This window comes from Pseudomonas sp. Sample_10 (assembly GCF_004321495.1).
Classification (GTDB): domain Bacteria; phylum Pseudomonadota; class Gammaproteobacteria; order Pseudomonadales; family Pseudomonadaceae; genus Aquipseudomonas.
Genome location: NZ_RCOE01000171.1, coordinates 1 through 21,152 on the forward strand (window position 1 = coordinate 1; position 21,152 = coordinate 21,152).

Here is a 21,152-nt window from a genome sequence, read left to right on the forward strand (position 1 = left end):
TGAGCGTAACCTCTCTCTTTGGACTCAGGGTCAACATACAAGGAGCGAGGCTTGCCCGCGAAGAGGTCCTCAGACATTCCACAAAAGCCAGACCTTCCACTGTTTCATTGAGCTGCATCAAAAGACCGAATCGTTAGGCAACTTACCATTGGACATCGAACATTTTTAACGTCCTTTGGAGCCCCCATGAACAAGTCTTTGCTCGGCGCATCGCTGGTCGCCCTCGCGCTCGCAGTCCCGCTCGCCCACGCCCATCAGGCGGGCGACATCATCCTTCGCGCCGGCGCGATCACCGTCAACCCGGAAGCCGACAGCTCCACCGTGAAGGTCGATCAAGGCCCGCTTAGCGGCGCCGACCTGGGCGGCAAGGCGACCATGAGCAGCGACACGCAATTGGGCCTCAACGTTGCCTACATGCTGACCAGCAACTGGGGTATCGAACTGCTCGCGGCCACACCGTTCGAGCATGACGTGAAACTCAAGAACACCGCGCTGAGCGCCGCCAACGGCAAACTCGGTACGCTCAAACACCTGCCGCCGACGCTGAGCGTGGTGTATTACCCACTGGACGGGAAGTCTGCTTTCCAGCCGTATGTGGGCGCCGGCATCAACTACACCTGGATCTACGACGAGCACGTTGGCAGCCAGGCCAGTGCCGCCGGTTTCAGCAACTTCAAGGCGAGCAATTCCTGGGGCATGGCCTGGCAGGTTGGTGCCGACTACATGCTGACCGACAACGTGATGATCAACGCCCAGGTGCGCTACATCGACATCGACACCCGCGCGACCGTGGAGAACAACGCCGTTGCACCGGGCACCCGGGCACGGGTGAACGTGGATGTCGATCCGTTCATCTACATGGTCGGTCTGGGTTATAAATTCTAAGGATTCACGTGGTGGTGAAGATCGTTCCCACGCTCCGCTTGGGAATGCGGCCAGGGATGCTCCGCGTCCCAAGAGCAGACGCAGAGCGTCCATTGAGGCATTCCCACGCAGAGCGTGGGAACGATACGCAAAAGGCGCTTTGACAGGCGCCTTTTTCTATTGCCCCAGCAGCCGCGCCAGGCCAACGTTCAACGGCGTTTGCGCGGGGGCTTTGAAACGTTCCAGCAATTGCCGATTGTTCGCCCGTGAATGGCGGATGTCACCGGAACGTGCCGGGGCGTAACTCACGGCAGGCAACTCGCCGACCACGCTTTCAAGTGCGGTCAGCAATTGCTTGAGACTGGTCGCCTGATTCCAGCCAACGTTGACCGCGCCGAGCTCAACCTGAGGCTTTTCGATGGCTTGCACCAGCAACTTCACCAGGTCCTCGACGTAGAGAAAATCCCGGGTCTGCTCGCCGTCGCCAAACACGGTGATCGGCAGGCCTTTCTGCGCGCGCTCGCTGAAAATGCTGATCACACCGGAGTACGGCGAGGACGGATCCTGACGCGGACCGAAGATGTTGAAGAAACGAAAGATCACCGGTTCAAGACCATGCTCGCGCCGGTAGAAATCGAAGTAGTGCTCGCTCGCCAGTTTGTCTGACGCGTAGGGCGTCAACGGTGATTTTGCTGTGTCTTCATCGATCGACTCACCTTCGCCGTTGTTGCCGTACACCGCCGCACTGGAGGCAAACACAACCCGTTTGACCGCGGACTGGCGCATGGCTTCGCAGACATTCAGCGAACCGATGAAATTGCTTTGGTGGGTCTTCACCGGATCGTCCACCGAAGCCTGCACCGATGCCACTGCCGCCAGGTGCGCCACGGCGCTGCAACCGGCCATGGTCCGTGTCACCAGCGCGGCATCGGCGACGTCGCCGACAATCAGTTCGACCTTCGGATTATCCAATGGCAGATTGCTGCGCTTGCCCGTCGACAAGTCATCGAGGATGCGCACCGAATAGCCCTTGGCGAGCAAGGCATCGGTCAGGTGCGAGCCAATGAAACCGGCGCCGCCGGTGATTAAAACGGGGCCGTCAGCCATGGCGATAGAACCTGTCCAGTAGTCCGGGAAGTGCCGCACGCCAGGCGCGTGGCTTGATGCCGAAGGTGTGCAGAATTTTCTTGCAGGCCAGCACCGCATGTTGCGGTTCTTCGGCGGCATCCGGCCGCGCGGCATGGGCCTGGGCGGTCGGTGCTTCGAGGGCCAGCGGATGCAACGCCCGCGCTTCGGTGAGGATCGCCTGCCCCAGCGCCAGCGGCGTGGTCGCCTCATGCCCGGCGTAGTGGTAAGTCCCCCACAACGGCGCTGCGCAGTCGAGTTGCTTGAGCACCGAAATGATCACCCGGGCGGCGTCGTCAACCGGCGTCGGATTACCCCGACGGTCGTCGGCCAGCAGCAATTCATCCGGCTGCTCGGCCCGCTCGAGGAAACGGCCGAGGCTGCCGTCAGGGCTGTCATCGAGCAGCCAGCCGAAGCGCAGCAGCACGTGCTGCGGGCAGGTAGCGCGAACGCTCTGCTCGATTCGCCACAACGCCTGACCACGCAGGCCCAGCGGCACCGGTTCGTCTTTTTCGCTGTAGGCGGTGGCGCGGGAGCCATCGAACACGCGATAGCTCGAAGGCTGCAGCAGCACGATGTTGTGGTGCTGGCACAGTTCGGCCAGGCGTTCGACTGCGCGCTCTTGCCCGGCCAGACGTTGTTCGCTGACCGCCTCCGCCTGGAACCAGTCGAAGTAATAGGCGAGGTTGATCAACGCGTCCGGACGGGTGTCGTCGAGCAGTTGCGTCAGGCTCGCGGCATCCCAGCCGTCTTGCGGCGGGCGGGGGGCGAGGAAACCGATGTCTTCCTCTGCACCGAGGCGAATCAGCGCCTGCCCAAGGGCATTTCCGCCGCCCAGTAACATAAGGCGCATTCGCATAAAGTCAGCAGGCCCAGTCTGGTAAAAACAATGGCTGAATGGACAACGCCCGCGGGCGATGCCATTGATGGTTGCCGGAATCGTTGCATTTTGCGGGTTTAGTGCGCAACCGTCATCCGTAAAGTGTAGATGTCCGGGACTTCAACTCGCCCCCCCCTGTGGCGAGGGAGCTTGCTCCCGCTGGGCTGCGAAGCGGCCCCAGATTGCTGGCGACTGCTTCGCGGTCGAACGGGAGCAAGCTCCCTCGCCACAGGGGAGGAATTGATAAACCGAGCGGTACTTGCATCTTCCCTGCCCCGCCCGCATAAATCAGCACATGAACCTGCCCATCCCCGCAGACAGTGCCCTGGACGGCTTCCACCCCGCCGTCAGCGCCTGGTTCAGTCACACCTTTGCTGCGGTCACCGCCGCTCAGGCCCGGGCGTGGCCGTTGATTCGCCAGCGCCGCTCGACGTTGATCGCGGCGCCCACGGGCTCGGGCAAAACCCTCACCGCATTCCTCGCGGTCATCGACGACCTGGTGCACCGGGGCCTGGACAATCCTGAAGGCCTGCCGGATCAAACCCTGGTGGTCTACGTCTCACCGCTCAAGGCGCTGTCGAACGACATTCGCATCAACCTGCAAAACCCGCTCGCCGGCATCACCGAACAGTTGCGCCTGATGGGCCTGCCGGAACTTTCGATCAGCACCGCCGTACGCACCGGCGATACTCCGCAAAAAGACCGCTCGGCGATGCGCAAAACCGCGCCGCATATCCTGGTGACCACGCCGGAATCGCTCTATGTGTTGCTCGGCTCCGATTCCGGCCGGCAAATGCTCGGCACCACGCGCACGGTGATCGTCGACGAAATCCACGCCATCGCCGCCAGCAAACGCGGCAGTCACCTGGCCTTGAGCCTGGAACGCTTGCAGGCGCTGTGCGTCGAACCGCTGGTGCGCATCGGCCTGTCAGCCACGCAGAAACCCATCGACGCGGTTTCGCGCTTTCTGGTGGGGCGCGACCGACCTTGTGAAATCATCGACATCGGCCACGCCCGCCCACGGGACCTGGATATCGAAGTGCCGCCCGTGCCGTTGTCGGCGGTGATGGCCAATGATGTCTGGGAACTGGTCTATGATCGCCTCGCCGCCCTCGCCCGGGATCACCGCACTACGCTGATTTTCGTCAACACCCGGCGCCTGGCCGAACGCTTGAGCCGGCACTTGAGCGAACGCCTGGGCAAGGAGGCCGTGGCCGCCCACCACGGCAGCCTGGCCAAGGAATTCCGTCTCGACGCCGAGCAGCGGCTCAAGCGCGGCGACCTGCAAGTGTTGATCGCCACGGCATCGCTGGAACTGGGTATCGACATCGGCGATGTCGACCTGGTGTGCCAGATCGCCTCGCCACGGTCGATCTCCGGCTTTCTGCAAAGGGTTGGCCGTTCCGGACACCAGGTTGGCGGCACGCCCAAGGGCCGCTTGTTCGCCACCACCCGCGACGACTTGATCGAGTGCGCCGCGCTGCTCGACTGCGTTCGCCGGGGCGAGCTCGATACCTTGCTGATCCCCGTGGCACCGCTGGACGTTCTGGCGCAGCAGATCATTGCCGAAGTCAGTTGCCAGGAATGGCAGGAACAAGCGTTGCTGGACCTGCTGCGCCGCGCCTCGCCCTATGCCGATCTCGACGAAAAACACTATCAGGCGCTGCTGCGGATGCTTGCCGAAGGCTACAACGGACGCCAGGGCATCCGCAGCGCTTACCTGCACCGCGACGCCGTGACCCGCAGCCTGCGAGGGCGCCGGGGGGCGAAACTGACGGCGGTGACCAGCGGCGGGACCATTCCGGACAATGCCGACTACAGCGTGTTGCTCGAACCTCAAGGGCTGAACATCGGCAGCGTCAACGAAGACTTTGCAGTGGAAAGCATCGCCGGGGATGTCTTCCAGTTGGGCAATACGTCTTATCGAATCCTGCGCGTGGAAACCGGCAAGGTGCGGGTCGAAGATGCCCAGGGCCAGCCGCCGACCATTCCGTTCTGGCTCGGCGAAGCGCCAGCACGCAGCACCGAATTATCGAAGGCGGTGGCCCGTTTGCAGGCGTACCTCGATGGGTTGCTGGGCGCTACGCCGGGCCAGTTGCAACCCGCGATCGAGTGGCTGACGAACACCCTCGGCCTGAACCTGGCCAGCGCCGAACAACTGGTGGAATACCTGGCCCGGGCGCGCCAGACCCTCGGCGCCCTGCCGTCGCAGGATACGCTGTTGATGGAGCGTTTTTTCGACGAGTCCGGCGGCACGCAACTGATCATCCACAGCCCATTCGGCAGTCGCATCAACCGCGCCTGGGGCCTGGCCCTGCGCAAGCGTTTCTGTCGCACCTTCAACTTCGAATTGCAGGCCGCCGCCAGCGAAGACGCCATCGTATTGTCGCTGTCCACCAGCCACAGCTTTGAACTGGACGACGTCTGGCGTTACCTGCACAGCAACAGCGCCGAGCACATCCTGATTCAAGCGGTGCTCGACGCGCCGCTGTTCGGCGTGCGCTGGCGCTGGAATGCCGGGGTTGCCCTGGGCCTGCCGCGCTTCAGCGGCGGGCGTAAAGTCGCGCCACAGATTCAGCGGATGAAAAGCGAAGACTTGATCGCCAGCGTGTTTCCCGACCAGATCGCCTGCGTGGAAAACCTCGCTGGCGAGCGGGACATTCCCGACCATCCGCTGGTGGAACAAACCCTCGACGACTGCCTGCACGAAGCCATGGACAGTGAAGGCTGGCTGGCCTTGCTGCGGCGCATGGAGCACGGCGACGTTCGCCTGATCAGCCGCGACTTGCCGGCACCCTCGCCGCTGGCCGCAGAAATCCTCAGCGCCCGCCCCTACACCTTTCTCGACGATGCACCGCTGGAGGAACGACGCACGCAAGCGGTGCTCAACCGCCGCTGGAGCGATCCGCAATCCACCGACGACCTCGGCGCACTGGACGTCGAGGCGATTGCCGCTGTGGGCGATGAAGCCTGGCCAGCCCCCGGGAACGTCGATGAAATGCACGAGGCATTGATGAGCCTGGCGTGCATCACCGACACCGAGGCCCGGGCCAATCCGAATTGGCTCGACTGGCTGAGAACCCTGGCCGACAGCGGCCGCGCCTGCCAAATCAATCAGTCTCTGTGGCTGGCGCGGGAACGCCTCACTTGCCTGCGGGCGATTTATCCACAGGCCGAATGCTGGCCGGTCCTGCAAGCGTTGCCGGGCTTTGATGAACCCTGGAAAGCGGATGCCGCCCTGCTGGAAGTGCTTCGTGCGCGGCTCAGCGCTTTTGGCCCGGTGCCGCTGGAGGCGATTGCCGAACCGCTCGGTTTACCGCCTGATCGAGTCACGCAGGCCTTGGCGCAACTGGAGCGCGAAGGCTACGTACTGCGTGGTCGTTTTACCCCGGGCGGCGCCGACGACGAATGGTGCGAACGGCATCTGCTCGCGAGGATTCACCGCTACACGGTCAAGCGTCTGCGCCGGGAAATCGAACCGGTGGCGTTGCAGGACTTCATGCGGTTTCTGTTCGACTGGCAGCATCTGTCCAGCGCTACCCAAGGTCAGGGCAATGCGGTATTGCCGGCAATCGCCGCGCAATTCGAAGGCTACCCCGCCGCCGCTTCAGCCTGGGACAGCGACCTCCTCCCGGCGCGCATCAAGGACTATTCGCCGACCTGGCTCGATGAACTGTGCCGCAGCGGCAAACTGGTGTGGACTCGTCTCACCGCGCACAACAAAAACGCCAGCGCCGCCCTGCGCAGCACACCGATTGTGTTATTGCCACGCAACCGGGTCGGGCTCTGGAGCGAATTGGCCGAACAAACACCGATTGACGAACTGTCGCCGAAAACGCAAAAGGTTCACGCCGCCCTCAGCCAGCACGGCGCACTGTTTTTTGATGAGCTGACTCATGAAGCGCACTTGCTGCGCGCGGAACTGGAAATTGCCTTGCAGGAATTGGTCGGCGCCGGACTGGTAAACGCCGACAGCTTTGCCGGTCTGCGCGCATTGATCACCCCGGCCAGCAAGCGGCAGAGCCGCAGCAGCCGACGCGGCCGCGGGGCCTTCGTCGGGGGCATGGACGACGCCGGGCGCTGGGCGCTACTCAGGCGTGGTGCCACCGCCGCGGTTGTGGATAACCTGCGCCCGGCGCCAACACCCGCCGACACGCTGGAACACATCGCCATGACCTTGTTGCGTCGCTACGGCGTAGTGTTCTGGCGGTTGCTCGAACGGGAAGCGGATTGGTTGCCGAGCTGGCGGGAATTGTTGCGCACTTTCCATCGCCTGGAAGCACGCGGTGAGATTCGCGGCGGACGCTTTGTCAGTGGCCTGGCGGGCGAGCAATTTGCGCTGCCCGAGGCGATTCCTCTGTTGCGCGAGATGCGCCGCCGGCCCCATGACGGCAGCTTGATCGCGGTGTGCGGGGTCGATCCGCTGAACCTCGCCGGCACGCTGCTGCCAGGGGCGAAAGTGCCGGCGTTGGCAAGTAATCGGCTGGTGTATCGGGATGGATTGCCGGTGGCTGCGGAGATTGCCGGCAAGCAGGTTTTTTGGCGGGAGCTGGATCAGCAGGCGGGTGCAGAGGTTCGCAATAAACTGATAAGACGCTAATCGTTCCCATGCTCCGCGTGGGAACCCAGCCAAGGACGCTCTGCGTCCCAGAAGCGGACGCGGAGCGTCCGGTGAGGCATTCCCACGCGGAGCGTGGGAACGATCATTGACTGCTGCGCAGCCCAGCGGGAGCAAGCTCCCTCGCCACAAAAGATTTGTTGGGGCGCAGTTATGGAATCCGAACCTGATCCGATATCTCCTCATCCTCCTGCCGGCGCTTGGGCAACAAAACCTGCTGTGGATAAGTCTGCGCGAAGTGCACCCATGGGCTGTTATCCACAAGCTTTTTCAAACGCTGGTTGAACGCTCGACTCACCGCGTACTGACCTCCCGACACGGTGCGGAACTGCGCCGTCAGCACCACGCCGTTGAGGTCCATTTTGTCGACACCAAATACGTCCAGTGGCCCTTGCAGGTTGTACCTGAGGAACGGGTCATCGCTGATGGAATGCCCGGCCTCGCGAATCAGTTCAATGGCCTTGTCGACATCGGTGTCGTAGGTGAACTGCACCGAGAAGAACGCGTAGGCAAATTGCCGCGATTGGTTGGTCACTGCCTTGATCTGGCCGAACGGCACCGAATGCACGAACCCCTTGCCATCGCGCAAGCGCAAGGTGCGAATGGTCAAACCTTCGACCGTGCCGGCGTGGCCGGAATCGAGTACCACCCAGTCGCCGATGGACAGTGTGTCTTCAATGATGATGAACAATCCGGTGATCACGTCCTGCACCAGTTGCTGGGAACCGAAACCGATGGCCAGGCCGATCACCCCGGCACCGGCCAGGAACGGCGCGACGTTGATCCCCAGGTTGGCCATGGTGGTGATCGCGCAGATCACCACCAGAATGATTTTGATCGCATTGCGCAGCAGCGGCAGGATGGTTTTCACCCGTGTACTGGGCTGGCGTGCCGAGCGTTTATTGGCCGGTGGTTTCAGCGCTTCCTGGATCGCCGTGTCGAGCACCACCCACACCATCCAGGTGATCAGGAAGATCAGGCCGATATGGCTCAGCGAATCACTGATCGCCCGACCGACCGCATTGCTCACCGCAAAATCGAACAGCGATACGCCCCAGATGCGCCCGAGAATATCGATGAAGACAATGGCCATGGCGATGCGCAGCAAGGCGTGGGAAAGGCTCAGAAAACGCTGTTTGTAGGCACTGCTGCGGCGCACGTCCGTTTCACTGCGCGACTTGAAAAGGTGATGCAGCGTGGTACTCAGGAACACCGTGGCAATCAGCAGTATCGTAGTGAACAGCGCACTGCGCAGGACCTGCTGATTGTCTGCACTGACGCTGATCAGGTTGATGATCGAAACCAGCACCATCAACAGAATCGGCCAATACCAGAGCCCGGAAAAAATCCGCAGGGTTTCACGTAACGCCGGCTGTTTGCGGCGTTGGGCCAGCGGCAGGATGCGAATCAGCTGAGCGACCGGTCGACGCATGCGGACCACTAGCAGACCAAAGGAAATCGAAGCCGCCAGACCGGTAAACACTGCGATGCTGCTGGTGAGATTATTGCCCAACTGATGAGCGATCTGCGGACTGGTCAGCGCGTCACTCAGTGCGACGAGAAAACCGATCCCGAACAGCGGACGCGGACTGTGCTGGCGAATGATCTGTACTGCGCGACGTTTGTGACCGGTGTTGAACAGCACCACCAGTGACATCACCAACGACGCGGCGAACACGCCGCTACTGGTGGCATAGGCAAAGCACAACGACAGCGCCCGCCCCGCCGACACCGGTAGAAACTGACTGGTATAAATGGTCAGCGGCAGGCTCACCAGCGCGGCGATGCCGTAGGGCAGCACGTAGCCCAGCAACGCTTGTCCACGCTCACGACTGAGCAGTAACCGATGTTCACACAGGCGTTGCGCCGACCATTTGCCGAGCAACCAGAATGAGCCAAAAACTGCGGCCCAGACCAAGGTCAGCAACAGGAAATCCCCAGTCACGCTCCAGCTCGAACGAGCGGATGGATGATTGACCAGCTGATCGACCTCGTCCGCGGCGCGATCAGCGCGCAGACGCCAGGCGTCGACCAGGTTTTCATTGAGGTCGAGCCTGGTCTGCACCTCGTCAATGCTGGAACTGATGGCGCCCAGCAAGCCGCCCTGAACCAGCGGTTGAGGGTGGGCCGGCGGTGTCGCTGCAGTGGCACTTGCGGGCAGACCCGCAACGGCCGCCGCCTCCAGTTCCTCGCTGCCCACAAACAGCAACGCCCCCAGTAACATCGCGGTCTTGAGCTTGATCAAGGCATCCGCTCCTTTGGATAAGACTGTAAGGAACTGATCGACAAATGACGGACTAGTTCGGCGCTGGCCCCCATCGGTTCGGCGATCTTTGCGTTGAAGACAAATATCAAATGCTCATCCCTGTATTTTTCCGCACAACCCAAACCCCGACACTGCGCTCCATCAAATCAACCCACCGGAGTTGCAGTCATGCCTATTGCCTTGCTCGCGCTGACCCTCAGCGCCTTCGCCATCGGGACGACCGAGTTCGTCATCGTTGGCCTGCTACCTACCATCGGCGCCGACCTCGGCGTCAGCCTGCCGTCGGCCGGCCTGCTGGTCAGCCTGTATGCGCTGGGCGTCGCCGTGGGCGCCCCGGTGCTGACTGCCCTGACCGGCAAAGTCCCGCGCAAATTGTTGCTGTTGTCGCTGATGGTGCTGTTTACCCTTGGCAATCTGCTGGCTTGGAAAGCGCCGGGTTACGAGTCGCTGGTACTGGCACGGATCGTAACCGGTCTGGCGCACGGGGTGTTTTTCTCGATCGGTTCGACCATCGCGACCAGTCTAGTGCCCAAGGAAAAAGCCGCCAGCGCCATTGCCATCATGTTCACCGGCCTGACCGTGGCCCTGGTCACCGGCGTGCCGCTGGGTACGTTCATCGGCCAACATTTCGGCTGGCGTGAAACCTTTCTCGCCGTCTCGGCCTTGGGCGTGATCGCGTTCATTGGCAGCCTGCTCTATGTGCCGAAAAACATTGCCCACAGCAAACCGGCTTCATTGTTGCAGCAATTGCAGGTGCTCAAGCAACCGCGCCTGTTGTTGGTGTACGCGATGACGGCGGTCGGTTACGGCGGTTCGTTCATTGCCTTCACGTTCCTGGCACCGATTCTTCAGGACATCGCAGGTTTCAGTGCCAGCACCGTCAGCCTGGTATTGCTGGTGTATGGCATCTCGGTGGCGGTCGGCAACATCTGGGGCGGTAAACTGGCCGACAAACGCGGCCCGATCAGCGCCTTGAAAATCATCTTCGCCTTGCTCGCCGCAGTACTGTTCATCCTGACATTTACCGCTGGCAATCCCTGGTTGGCGCTGGCGACTGTGCTGGTCTGGGGCGCCGTGGCTTTCGGGAATGTGCCGGGTTTGCAGGTGTACGTGGTGCGACAGGCCGAACATCACACCCCCCATGCGGTGGACGTCGCATCGGGCCTGAACATCGCCGCGTTCAACCTCGGTATCGCCGGCGGCGCCTGGGGTGGCGGATTGATCGTTGCACACATGGGCTTGATCCATACCGCATGGATCGGTGGGCTGGTGGTGCTGGTGGCCCTGGCATTGACGGCGTGGAGCGGCCGCCTGGATCGCCTCGGCCCGGTGTATGCCGAAAGCTCGACCCGGGTCGTCCCCAGTCACTGATATCCCCTTGCAGGAGTGAGGCTTGCCCGCGAAGGCGCCGGATCTGGCGACATTGATGTTCAATGTTATGACGCCTTAGCGGGCAAGCCTCGCTCCTACCGGTCAATTTAAAGAAATGCACCGTCGGTAGTTCCGTCGAAACTTTCGCCGCTTGCCCGCAGTCATCAAAAGATCGGGGGCATTCAGACGGGAGGCGACATGGCGGCGATTCACATCGGCATTTCAGGTTGGCGCTACACGCCCTGGAGGGGCGATTTCTACCCAAAGGGTTTGCCCCAGAAACGTGAACTGCAGTTCGCGTCGCGGGCGGTCAACAGCATCGAAATCAATGGATCGTTCTACGCCCTGCAACGGCCTGACCGGTACGCCCAGTGGTACGCCGAAACCCCACTGAACTTCATCTTCAGCGTTAAAGCCCCGCGTTTCATTACCCACATCAAGCGTTTGCGGGACATCCACAAGCCCCTGGCCAATTTCTTCGCCTCCGGGGTTCTGGAGCTCAAGGAAAAGCTCGGGCCGATCCTCTGGCAATTTCCGCCCAACTTCAAATTCGATGCCGAACTGTTCGAAACCTTTCTCGATCAGCTTCCCCACGATACCCAGCAAGCAGCCGCCCTCGCCCACGAGCACGACTCGCACCTGCACGGCCCGGCCAGTTTGAAGGCCCATGGAAAAAAGCCGCTGCGCCACGCGGTGGAAATTCGTCACGAAAGCTTCATCGACCCGGCCTTCGTTCGCCTGCTCAAGCGCTATAACGCCGCGTTGGTGATCGCCGACACCGCCGGTAAGTGGCCTTACCGCGAAGACATTACCAGCGACTTCGTCTACCTGCGCCTGCACGGTGCCGAAGAACTGTACGCCAGCGGCTATACCGCGCAGGCGCTCAAGCGCTGGGGGGACCGGATCGAAGCTTGGCATCACGGTCGGCAACCGGAGGATCCGCATCTGATCGCGCCCAGACAGAAGCCCAAGGCACGCAAGTCCCGCGAAGTGTTTTGCTACTTCGACAATGACATCAAGGTTCACGCGCCCTACGACGCGCGCCGCCTGCTGGAACGTTTCGATCTCGACAAACACCTGCTCACCGCTCCCGGAGAACCTGCCGCCGAAGGGGTGCTGCCATGAGCATTTCCGAGCCAATCGGCGTGACGGACGAACAAGAAAGCGTCAACACCAGCGTGCACCGGTTTACGGTGCTGACGGTCAATACGCACAAGGGTTTCACCGCACTCAATCGCAGGTTCATTCTGCCGGAGTTGCGCGAAGCGGTGCGCAGTGTAGCCGCCGATGTGGTGTTTTTGCAGGAGGTTCACGGCACTCACGAACAGCATCCCAAACGCTACAGCAATTGGCCGGCGATGCCGCAATATGAGTTCCTTGCCGACACGCTGTGGCCGCAGTTTGCCTACGGACGCAATGCGGTTTATCCGGCGGGCGATCACGGCAACGCGCTGTTGTCGAAATTCCAGATCGTTCGCCATGACAACCTCGACGTGTCCATCAGCGGCCACGAGAATCGCGGCATCCTGCATTGCACCCTGCGCCTGCCCGGTGAAGGTCCGGAGGTACACGCGATTTGCGTGCACCTGGGCCTGCGTGAATCCCACCGCAATGAACAACTCAAATTGCTCGCCCAGCGTTTGGCGCAACTGCCAGGTGATGCACCCGTGATTGTCGCCGGCGATTTCAACGATTGGCGCCAGCGCGCCGATGCCCTGCTCAAACCCTGTGGTCTGCACGAGGTGTTCGCTCAGCATCACGGTAAACCGGCGCGCAGTTTTCCGGCACGCCTGCCGGCCCTGCGCCTGGATCGCATCTACGTGCGCAACCTCAAGGCCAGCCACCCGAAGGTGCTCACCACTCGCCCCTGGTCACACCTTTCCGACCACGCCCCCTTGTCGGTGGAGATAGAGCTATGAGTATTTCACCGATGGAAAAAACCACTGTGCAGCCGATTGCCGCGCCCCCCATTAGCCAACCCGCAACCGTCGATGTCGAATACCGCTGGCAAGGCAATAACCGCGTCGAGTTGCTGGAAAACGGCGAAGCCTATTTCCCCCGGGTGTTCGAGGCCATGCGCCAGGCGAAAACCGAAATCCTTCTGGAAACCTTCATTGTCTTTGAAGACAAGGTCGGCGATGAACTGAAGGAGGTGCTCATCGAAGCAGCGCAACGGGGCGTGCGTGTCACCGCCAGCCTGGACGGATTTGGTTGTGGCGAACTGAGCACTGGGTATCTCACTGCCCTGAGCAGCGCTGGCGTGCATCTGCAAATGTTCGACCCGGCCCCCAAGCGCCTGGGCATCCGCACCAATTGGTTCCGCCGCCTGCACCGCAAGATCGTGGTGGTGGACGGGACCATTGCCTTCATCGGAGGGATCAATTTTTCCGCTGACCATCTGGCCGATTTCGGTCCTGAAGCCAAGCAGGATTATTCGGTGGAAGTTCAAGGCCCGGCGGTGGCGGACATTCACCATTTTGCCCTGCTGCAATGCGGCCGACCGGTGCACGCCAAGTACTGGTGGCAACGCCGCAGGCAGCGCCGCTCGGAACTGGCGGTCAGCGATCACGATGGTCAGGTGCGCCTGGTACACCGCGACAACGGTGATCACCGCAACGACATCGAAGAGGTTTACCGCGAGGTGTTGCGCACGGCAAAACGTCGCGTGGTAATTGCCAACGCCTACTTTTTCCCTGGCTATCGTTTGCTGCGCGACATCCGCAACGCGGCTCGCCGTGGCGTTGACGTGCGCCTGATCCTGCAAGGGCAGCCGGACGTCCTGATGGCCAAGCTCGCTGCGCGCATGACCTACGATTACCTGCTCAAGTCCGGGGTGAAAATCTACGAATACTGCGACCGTCCGCTGCACGGCAAAGTCGCGCTGGTGGACGAAGACTGGAGCACCGTCGGCTCCAGCAACCTCGACCCGTTGAGCCTGTCGATGAACCTGGAGGCCAACGTGTTGATCCGCGATCGAACGTTCAACCGCGTACTTTACGAACGCCTGGAAGATCTCAGTGACAACCACTGCAAATTCATGTCCGTGGACAAGGCCCCGCGCGGCCGAATCTGGCACATGACCGTGGGCTTTCTGGTGTTCCACTTCCTGCGCCATTTCCCCGCCTGGGCCGGGTGGCTGCCCGCGCACAAACCTCGTCTGAAAGCGTTCACCCCACCGACCGGGAGCGATCGACATGAGCCGCACTGAAGCACCCGCGGCGCCCCACGCCGAGCATCCGGCCAAATCGCGTCTGGGCCGTTGGAAAAGACCGCTGACCCTGCTGTTTTTTCTGGCGCTGATCGTCCTGTTGACGATGTTCGCCCAGCGTATCGAATGGGCCGAAGTGCTCGAAACCCTGGCTGATTTCAAGGTGCGTACTCTGATTATCGCGGCCAGCCTGACCGTGGTGAGTTTTCTGGTGTACGCCTGTTTCGACCTGATCGGCCGCACTTACATCCGCCAGGACCTGACGTGGAAACAGATTCTCCCGGTAGGGATCATCAGCTATGCCTTCAACCTCAACCTGAGCGCCTGGGTGGGCGGCATCGCCATGCGTTATCGCCTGTATTCGCGACTGGGGGTGAGCAAGAGCAATATCGCCAAGATTCTCGGCCTGAGCCTGGCGACCAACTGGTTCGGCTACATGCTGATCGCCGGCGTAGTGTTCAGCAGTGGGTTGGTGCGGATGCCGCCAGGCTGGAAATTGAGCAGCGGTGCATTGCAGGCGGTGGGCGTGTTGTTGCTCTTGGCGAGTGCCGGATACCTCGCGGCCTGCCGTTTTTCCAGCCGCCGCGAGTGGTCGATTCGCGGTGTGGAAATCAACTTGCCATCGCTGCGCATGGCAATCCTGCAACTGTGCCTGGGTGCCTTGAACTGGTCACTGATGGCCGCGGTGATCTTTACCTTGCTGCCGAGCAAACTGGATTATCCGCTGGTGCTTGGAGTGTTGCTGATCAGTGCCATCGCCGGGGTCATCACGCACATCCCGGCCGGGCTTGGTGTGCTGGAAGCGGTGTTCGTCGCGCTGCTGCAACATGAGGCGTCACGGGGCAGCCTGGTGGCGGGGTTGCTGGCCTATCGGGCGATCTATTTTCTGCTGCCGCTGTTGATCACGTTGGTGATGTATTTGTTGGTGGAAGCCAAGGCGAAGTCGCTGCGGATTGCCAAGAAACCCAAGTGATCTGCTGTGATTGGACTGACGCCATCGCGGGCTTGCCCGCGATGGCGCCTTCGATGGCGCCTTAAAGAACACCACCAATCACTTGGACTGAATAATGCTCAAGCGCTCACCCACCACCATTTCCGTGATCCAGTCCACGAGGATCGAGGTGTAAGCCTGCTGTGAAACCGGATCGCTCAATGCGTGATCGGCACCGTCGATAATCCGGTGCGTCAACGAGTGCGTCTGCTGGCACGCCGCGCGGTAGCTCATGATGGTTGCGTGAGGTACATAGGCATCGGTCTCCGATTCTACCAGCAGAACATCCCCGGTGAATTCCGAGCAGGCGTGCAAGGCGCGATTGCTGTCGGCACGCACCAGCGTGCTGCGGTAATCGCGCAGGTCGAGCTTGTCCAGGTCACGCTTTGGCGTGTGCCATTTATCGTCGCGATACAGCGCCGGCACCCGCAACGCCAGCCAGCGCACAGGGCGCAACGACGTCAGGATCGAGGCCAGGTAACCGCCGTAACTGGTGCCCACCACGGCAATGGCCGAGGTATCGAGTGCCGGGTGCGCCAGCAAGCGATCGTAAGCTGCCAACAGGTCGCACAGATTATCTTCGCGAGTCACCCGTGACAGTGGAATCCCCGTGCCTCCGGTGTGTCCGCGAAGATCGAATGTCAGGCAGACACACCCCAGGCCGGCAATACCTTTGGCCCGTTCCAGGTCTCGCTCCTGACTGCCGCCCCAGCCGTGCACAAATAACACGCCGGGGACCTTGGATTTGGGACTGAGGAACGTCCCGCTCATCTGTTCGTCGTCAATGTCGATTTGAATGCTTTCGCTTCTAGCCGTCATAGGATTTGACCGTTACATACTTGAGAAGAAAATCACTGTTTTGCGCCGGTCCCCGGTACACCTCGATGGCGTCCGCGGGCAGCGCCTGATCGATGTAGGTTTCCACCGAAGACACCCGGATCGCACGCATTGCAGGATCATTGAGAAATGCCTGCAACGCTGCCACTTCGGCGCTACTGGCACCGCCCATGCGCCAGGATTGTTCGAGCACCCCGCTACGCCGCTTGCCGTCGCTGGCCAGCCCTTGGGCGATGTCGTAGTTACGCCGCGAGGCATAAAAAGCGGGATAGGCTTCATCAGCGGCCCTGTCGAACACCTGCGCCTGGTGGATCGCCAGTTGCACATCCTCCGGCAAGTCCAGCTTCAACAGATCATCGTAGTCGCCCTGCACCACCAGCAGATTGGAACCACCATAGACCTCTTCGCCGTGAGCGTCTTTGGTCAAGTATTGATCACCGCAGTAACTCAGTACTTTATTGCCGATGAAACTCTGACCGACGCTGTGGGTGATCACCTGGTCCAGGTCTTGTTCCAGCACTACGCCCTCATTGAACAACGCTTTGGCTTCAGGGCGAGCGAGTATCTCGTCGAATTGATCGAGGCTGCTGATCACTTCCTGACCGCGTCCGGCGCAAGCATGAATGGGCTTGAGACGTATTGGCCCGGTGTAGAGCAGATGCTCCGCCGCCGGCCGTGCATCAGCGAACGAGAACACGCTGAGACCGTCGAGCACGACACTGCGCACACGCTCGGAAAACAGCGGCGCCCAGCCTTTCGGCGCATGAGCGTGGTAGTTCAACAAGCCGTGGCTGATCGCCTTGGTGCAGATGAAGTCATGCTCGACATACCCGCCCCATAAATCTTCCGGCCCCTTGATGCCCAATTGTCGAGCGGCCGCGGGGCCTACCAGCGTTTGAGTGGGCAACAGGTAAAGGTCTCGACCAGCATGCTGTTGCGGGTCGTAGCTGCCTCCGAACTTGAGCCCGAGAATTTGCGCCAGCCAGCGGGCCAGCGCGCGGTTGGTTTCGACTTCATGCTGCGGCGCATCAGGGTGCACCGAATGGGCGACCACCAGTTTCTTGCGGTTTGCCGGGGTCATGCATCCCCCTTGAATCGTCGCTTGAGAATGTAGCCTTTGCAGGTGCAGAGATCAGGCCAATCGGGGTAGCGGGAAAACGCTTTTTCAATCAAACATTTACGCAAGCGGTGATGGCATGGCGCCTGCTTTATTCTGCACGACAGCAAATCCACTCCATGCAATTTGCACGATCAATAAACGCTCCTGCAGGGAGGTTGTGGTGATTATCGGTTCGCAGCGGCTGGCGTCACCCCAAACCGCGTCCGGTAATCACTCGGCGCCAGCCCGGTAATTTTCTTGAACGTCGAACGGAAAGCCCCCGGGTCCTGATAGCCCACGGTCCAGGCAATGTGATCGATGGTGCCATTGGTGAACTCGAGCATTTCCCGTGCCTTGCCGACACGCAGGTGCTGGCAGTACTCGGTGGGCTTGAGCCCGGTGGCCGCGCGAAACCTGCGCAGAAACGTACGCTCCTCCAACCCTGCGCGCTCAGCCATCGTCGTGAGCGAAACGTCAGTGGCCCCGGTGCTTTGCAGCCAGTGCTGGACCTTGAGTATCGCCCCATCGCCATGGTTGAGGATCGGCGCAAAGTTGCTGCCGCACTCGCTGGCGCTGTCGCTGTGTTCGACCACCAGAAAACGCGCGGTGCCGGTGGCAATGCTTGGCCCCAGTAGACGATCCACCAGACGCAACCCCAGTTCCGACCAGGCCATCAATCCGGCAGTGGTGATCAAGTCGCCATCGTCGACAATCGGCGTGTCGGCCTTGAGTTTGATGGCCGGATAACGCTCGGCAAAGGTCTTGGACGAAGTCCAGTGAGTCGTGGCGCTACGACCGTCGAGCAGACCACTTTCAGCCAGCAGGATCGAGCCGACACAGACTCCGCCCAGAGTTGCTCCGTTGGCGTGCTGCTGTCGAATCCACTGAATCAGCCCTTGCGGCGCCTGGCCTTCGGAGAATCCGGCAATCGACGGCGGAATCAGCACCGCCACTAACGCGTGCTCGGGGCCGGGATGGCTGTCGTAAACCCGCACCGGTTCCCGGTCACCCTCGACCTGCCAATGGCTGACGCGCAACAACGGCAGATGAGCGGCCTGATGTTCCCCGGCAATCCGGTTGGCCACCCCGAACAGGTCCGTCAAGCCATGCACCGCCGCCATTTGCGCCCCGGGATAGATCACCACCCCCAGCTCGGCGATTGGCCTTTGTGCGTCCATTGTCAGTTTTCCCCTTTCAATTGTCGGTGCGGCCAATCCTCGGAAGGCCTGCACAAGCCAATACTTGATTCCACACCAAACCGCACTTCGAGGAAACAGTCATGGCCAAGCAAGCACTCATCGTAGTCGATATCCAAAACGACTACTTCCCCCAAGGCAAGTGGCCGCTGGTCGGCGCCGATGCCGCTGCCGACAACGCCGTTCGCCTGCTCAAGGCTTTTCGCGAGGCCGGTGATTCGGTGGTGCACATTCGCCACGAGTTCACCTCAGAAGACGCGCCGTTTTTCACCCCGAACTCCGAGGGCGCCAAGCTTCACCCCAAAGTCCTCAACCAGGCCAATGAGCCGGTGGTGCTCAAGCACTTCGTCAACTCGTTCCGCGAAACCGAGCTGCAGTCGATCCTCGACGAGCAAGGCATCAAGGAGCTGGTGGTCGTCGGCAGCATGAGCCACATGTGCGTCGATGGCATCACCCGGGCGGCCAATGATCTGGGCTACAGCGTTACGGTGATCCATGACGCCTGCGCCTCCCGCGATCTGGAGTTCAATGGCCTCACCGTCCCGGCAGCCCATGTGCATGCCGCCTTCATGTCGGCACTGGGTTTTGCTTATGCCAGCGTGGTGTCGACCGACGAGTTCCTGGCCCGATAAGCACTTCGGTCATGCTGGCATTTGCCAGAACCTGACCGGCAACAAAAATGCAAAAGCCCATGGCCGCAAATGCCATGGGCTTTTTATTGCCTGTGAGTCTGGACGATCTGCACCGAACGCAAGACCGCCTGAACGCTGGAAAGTCATGCCAACGCTAACAATGGCCTCACTCCCAACGCATCCGCGGGGGATTGTTGCTTGCACCCATGCCACTTTCGAGAAAACTCACTGGAAGCCTGAACAATGAACAGCATGACTATCAGCACCGACAGCCTGAAGAAAAAAACATCCCTGGGTCTCACCACCATGGCGATCGGGACCTACGGTATCTATTTCGCTCTTGCCGTAATCTACTTCTGGTTCGGCGGAATGAAATTCACTCACTACGAAGCGCAGGGGCTGGTCCCCCTGGTGAGCAACAGTCCCTTGCTGGGTTGGGTCTATCAGCTTTTCAGCGTCGATCTGTTTTCCAGTTTGCTGGGTGTCCTGGAAGTTTCGATCGGTGTACTGATTGCGGGCCGCCTGTTCTCACCAAAGCTTTCATTGATTGGAGGCGCTTTGTCGGCCGGATTGTTTTTCACCACGTTGAGCTTTATGTTCTCGACGCCCGGTGTGGTCGAGCCCGGTCTTGGTTTCCCGGCCATTACCGTCGCGCCAGGCCAGTTCCTGCTCAAGGACATCGGCTTGCTTGCCGCGTCCCTGTTCGTGGCAGGCCATTCGCTGACCCGATTGGAAACCCCTTGAGCTGACAACCTCATCCACCGATGGCCTGAATCAGTTCATACATTCAGGTCATCGCCGTCTTGCGCTAGAAAGACGCCCTCACCGCTCAGTGATTTCATCCAGTCCCGTGGACTGCAGCCGGTCTTGCGGCGAAAGGCACGGGCGAGCGCCGAAGGACTTTCATAGCCCACTTCGTCGGCGATCAGCGTTATCGGCCGTCCCTCCCGCAAACGCTTCTGCGCCAGACTGATCCGCCAGCTCAAAAGATAATCCAGCGGGGTTTGTCCCAGGACCGCACGAAAATGCAGCGCATACGCGGCGCGCGACATGTTCGACTCGTTCGCCAACTCCGCCACGGACCAGGGGCGTTGAGGATGGTTGTGCATCTGTATCAGCGAGCGAGCCAGGCGCACATCGGCCAATCCGGCCATCATGCCGGTGCTCAACTGCTGGTGATCGAGCAAATGCCGGAACAGCAGGATAATCAACAGTTCGAACAAGCGATCAAGCACCGCTTCCCTGCCACAATGCCCATCCGCAGCTTCACTGAACAACCATCTCAAGGTGTCCGCCAGCAGCGGCAACTCATCCAGGGGTAGCACCAGCAGGTCGGGAAGCGAAACACATAGAGGATTGCTGACACCGCCATCAAACACCATCGACGCGCATAACAGCTGAGCGCCCTCAGGCTCACTGGCGATGAGTTGGTGACGGCTGGGGCGTGGCAGGAAAATCAGGCTTGGGCGCGTTAACAGCATTTCGCGCCGCCCGGGGACTTTCAACGTGACAGAGCCGGCCTGCAACAGATGAATATGACCGCGTTGGTCGGCACCCTCATAGGTAGACACTCCGCACAGATTGCCGCTGTAAAACAGATTTGCGCGTACGCCAAACTGTGACAACAACGTGGATAGGCGATCCATGGGCAATTCTTCACAGGCTCTACACCTGTAGCAGAATACCACCGCACCTGGGTCGGGCCTGTCCCCCGCAGGATTTTCCCAGGTGAAAATGCGAAAAGCCCGGCATCCATACGGAAGCCGGGCTTTTCAGGTTCTATTGCTGCTTGCAGGAATCAGAACGGGATATCGTCATCGAAGCTGTCGAAATCCGGAGCCGGTTGCGGTGCGGCCTGCTGTGGGGCCGGACGCTGTGGCTGTTGTTGCGGAGCAGGACGTGGAGCCTGCTGGCGCGGAGCGGATTGCTGGTAGTTACCGCCGCCCTGAGCCTGCTGGTCGCCCTGAGGACGGCCACCCAGCAATTGCATGGTGCCTTGCATGTCGACCACGATTTCAGTGGTGTAACGCTTGATACCGTCTTTTTCCCACTCGCGGGTCTGCAG

General features: G+C 60.8%; 16 protein-coding genes and 1 pseudogene. 9 read left to right on the forward strand and 8 right to left on the reverse strand.

Annotation, left to right across the window (positions count from 1 at the left end; genetic code table 11):
* The first annotated feature begins 186 nt into the window (after window positions 1–186).
* On the forward strand, window positions 187–885 hold the full coding sequence (locus D8U18_RS16810; RefSeq protein WP_131108041.1) for an OmpW family outer membrane protein: 699 nt from the start codon (window positions 187–189) through the stop codon (window positions 883–885).
* Between the two features lie 156 nt (window positions 886–1,041).
* Here D8U18_RS16810 and D8U18_RS16820 read toward each other — a convergent pair whose 3' ends face one another.
* A complete protein-coding gene (locus tag D8U18_RS16820) occupies window positions 1,042–1,971 on the reverse strand; it encodes an NAD-dependent epimerase/dehydratase family protein (protein ID WP_131108042.1) in 930 nt (309 codons plus the stop codon).
* A complete protein-coding gene (locus D8U18_RS16825; protein ID WP_056855858.1) occupies window positions 1,964–2,848 on the reverse strand; it encodes a sugar nucleotide-binding protein in 885 nt (294 codons plus the stop codon). The genes D8U18_RS16820 and D8U18_RS16825 overlap by 8 nt, the downstream gene beginning before the upstream one ends.
* A gap of 316 nt (window positions 2,849–3,164) precedes the next feature.
* Here D8U18_RS16825 and D8U18_RS16830 point away from each other — a divergent pair, with 316 nt between their 5' ends.
* Window positions 3,165–7,469: a DEAD/DEAH box helicase gene (locus tag D8U18_RS16830; RefSeq protein WP_131108043.1), complete on the forward strand. Its 4,305-nt coding sequence runs from the start codon at window positions 3,165–3,167 to the stop codon at window positions 7,467–7,469.
* Window positions 7,470–7,638: 169 nt separating this feature from the next.
* Here the strand turns inward: D8U18_RS16830 and D8U18_RS16835 are convergent, their stop codons facing one another.
* Window positions 7,639–9,732: a mechanosensitive ion channel domain-containing protein gene (locus D8U18_RS16835; protein ID WP_131108044.1), complete on the reverse strand. Its 2,094-nt coding sequence runs from the start codon at window positions 9,730–9,732 to the stop codon at window positions 7,639–7,641.
* 189 nt (window positions 9,733–9,921) lie between these two features.
* On the opposite strand from D8U18_RS16835, the gene D8U18_RS16840 reads away from it, so the two are divergent.
* The 5 genes from D8U18_RS16840 (at window position 9,922) to D8U18_RS16860 (ending at window position 15,305) form a co-directional block, all read left to right on the forward strand.
* Window positions 9,922–11,124 (forward strand): MFS transporter, encoded by a 1,203-nt coding sequence (locus tag D8U18_RS16840; protein ID WP_131108045.1) that lies wholly within the window; start codon window positions 9,922–9,924, stop codon window positions 11,122–11,124.
* Window positions 11,125–11,322: 198 nt separating this feature from the next.
* Complete coding sequence (locus tag D8U18_RS16845; RefSeq protein WP_131108046.1) at window positions 11,323–12,249, forward strand: DUF72 domain-containing protein; 927 nt, start codon at window positions 11,323–11,325, stop codon at window positions 12,247–12,249.
* A complete protein-coding gene (locus tag D8U18_RS16850) occupies window positions 12,246–13,043 on the forward strand; it encodes an endonuclease/exonuclease/phosphatase family protein (RefSeq protein ID WP_131108047.1) in 798 nt (265 codons plus the stop codon). The genes D8U18_RS16845 and D8U18_RS16850 overlap by 4 nt, the downstream gene beginning before the upstream one ends.
* Entirely contained in the window at window positions 13,040–14,332 is a 1,293-nt protein-coding gene (gene clsB / locus D8U18_RS16855; RefSeq protein ID WP_130906948.1) for a cardiolipin synthase ClsB, read from the forward strand. The genes D8U18_RS16850 and clsB overlap by 4 nt, the downstream gene beginning before the upstream one ends.
* Window positions 14,319–15,305: a lysylphosphatidylglycerol synthase domain-containing protein gene (locus D8U18_RS16860; protein ID WP_056855865.1), complete on the forward strand. Its 987-nt coding sequence runs from the start codon at window positions 14,319–14,321 to the stop codon at window positions 15,303–15,305. The genes clsB and D8U18_RS16860 overlap by 14 nt, the downstream gene beginning before the upstream one ends.
* 78 nt (window positions 15,306–15,383) lie before the next feature.
* Here D8U18_RS16860 and D8U18_RS16865 read toward each other — a convergent pair whose 3' ends face one another.
* The 3 genes from D8U18_RS16865 to D8U18_RS16875 all read right to left on the reverse strand — a co-directional run bounded on the left by D8U18_RS16865 (window position 15,384) and on the right by D8U18_RS16875 (window position 18,437).
* Entirely contained in the window at window positions 15,384–16,142 is a 759-nt protein-coding gene (locus D8U18_RS16865; protein ID WP_131108048.1) for an alpha/beta fold hydrolase, read from the reverse strand.
* Window positions 16,132–17,241: a DUF3182 family protein gene (locus D8U18_RS16870; RefSeq protein ID WP_131108049.1), complete on the reverse strand. Its 1,110-nt coding sequence runs from the start codon at window positions 17,239–17,241 to the stop codon at window positions 16,132–16,134. The genes D8U18_RS16865 and D8U18_RS16870 overlap by 11 nt, the downstream gene beginning before the upstream one ends.
* Before the next feature lie 203 nt (window positions 17,242–17,444).
* Complete coding sequence (locus D8U18_RS16875) at window positions 17,445–18,437, reverse strand: GlxA family transcriptional regulator (RefSeq protein WP_056855868.1); 993 nt, start codon at window positions 18,435–18,437, stop codon at window positions 17,445–17,447.
* A gap of 101 nt (window positions 18,438–18,538) precedes the next feature.
* Between D8U18_RS16875 and D8U18_RS16880 the strand changes: the two genes are divergently transcribed.
* Window positions 18,539–19,087 (forward strand): cysteine hydrolase family protein, encoded by a 549-nt coding sequence (locus tag D8U18_RS16880; protein WP_056855869.1) that lies wholly within the window; start codon window positions 18,539–18,541, stop codon window positions 19,085–19,087.
* A 243-nt stretch (window positions 19,088–19,330) separates the two neighbouring features.
* Window positions 19,331–19,831: a DUF417 family protein gene (locus tag D8U18_RS16885; RefSeq protein ID WP_056855870.1), complete on the forward strand. Its 501-nt coding sequence runs from the start codon at window positions 19,331–19,333 to the stop codon at window positions 19,829–19,831.
* 35 nt (window positions 19,832–19,866) lie between these two features.
* Here the strand turns inward: D8U18_RS16885 and D8U18_RS16890 are convergent, their stop codons facing one another.
* Together D8U18_RS16890 and D8U18_RS16895 are read right to left on the reverse strand one after the other, a co-directional pair.
* Entirely contained in the window at window positions 19,867–20,733 is an 867-nt protein-coding gene (locus tag D8U18_RS16890; protein ID WP_131108050.1) for an AraC family transcriptional regulator, read from the reverse strand.
* A gap of 152 nt (window positions 20,734–20,885) precedes the next feature.
* Window positions 20,886–21,152 (reverse strand): annotated as a pseudogene (locus D8U18_RS16895) (single-stranded DNA-binding protein); the annotation flags it as partial.

Coding starts and splice junctions, on each gene's coding strand:
- D8U18_RS16810 (WP_131108041.1), top strand. CDS start 187: ATGAACAAGTCTTTGCTCGGCGCATCGCTGGTCGCCCTCGCGCTCGCA.
- D8U18_RS16820 (WP_131108042.1), bottom strand. CDS start 1,971: ATGGCTGACGGCCCCGTTTTAATCACCGGCGGCGCCGGTTTCATTGGC.
- D8U18_RS16825 (WP_056855858.1), bottom strand. CDS start 2,848: ATGCGAATGCGCCTTATGTTACTGGGCGGCGGAAATGCCCTTGGGCAG.
- D8U18_RS16830 (WP_131108043.1), top strand. CDS start 3,165: ATGAACCTGCCCATCCCCGCAGACAGTGCCCTGGACGGCTTCCACCCC.
- D8U18_RS16840 (WP_131108045.1), top strand. CDS start 9,922: ATGCCTATTGCCTTGCTCGCGCTGACCCTCAGCGCCTTCGCCATCGGG.
- D8U18_RS16845 (WP_131108046.1), top strand. CDS start 11,323: ATGGCGGCGATTCACATCGGCATTTCAGGTTGGCGCTACACGCCCTGG.
- D8U18_RS16850 (WP_131108047.1), top strand. CDS start 12,246: ATGAGCATTTCCGAGCCAATCGGCGTGACGGACGAACAAGAAAGCGTC.
- clsB (WP_130906948.1), top strand. CDS start 13,040: ATGAGTATTTCACCGATGGAAAAAACCACTGTGCAGCCGATTGCCGCG.
- D8U18_RS16860 (WP_056855865.1), top strand. CDS start 14,319: ATGAGCCGCACTGAAGCACCCGCGGCGCCCCACGCCGAGCATCCGGCC.
- D8U18_RS16865 (WP_131108048.1), bottom strand. CDS start 16,142: ATGACGGCTAGAAGCGAAAGCATTCAAATCGACATTGACGACGAACAG.
- D8U18_RS16870 (WP_131108049.1), bottom strand. CDS start 17,241: ATGACCCCGGCAAACCGCAAGAAACTGGTGGTCGCCCATTCGGTGCAC.
- D8U18_RS16875 (WP_056855868.1), bottom strand. CDS start 18,437: ATGGACGCACAAAGGCCAATCGCCGAGCTGGGGGTGGTGATCTATCCC.
- D8U18_RS16880 (WP_056855869.1), top strand. CDS start 18,539: ATGGCCAAGCAAGCACTCATCGTAGTCGATATCCAAAACGACTACTTC.
- D8U18_RS16885 (WP_056855870.1), top strand. CDS start 19,331: ATGAACAGCATGACTATCAGCACCGACAGCCTGAAGAAAAAAACATCC.
- D8U18_RS16890 (WP_131108050.1), bottom strand. CDS start 20,733: ATGGATCGCCTATCCACGTTGTTGTCACAGTTTGGCGTACGCGCAAAT.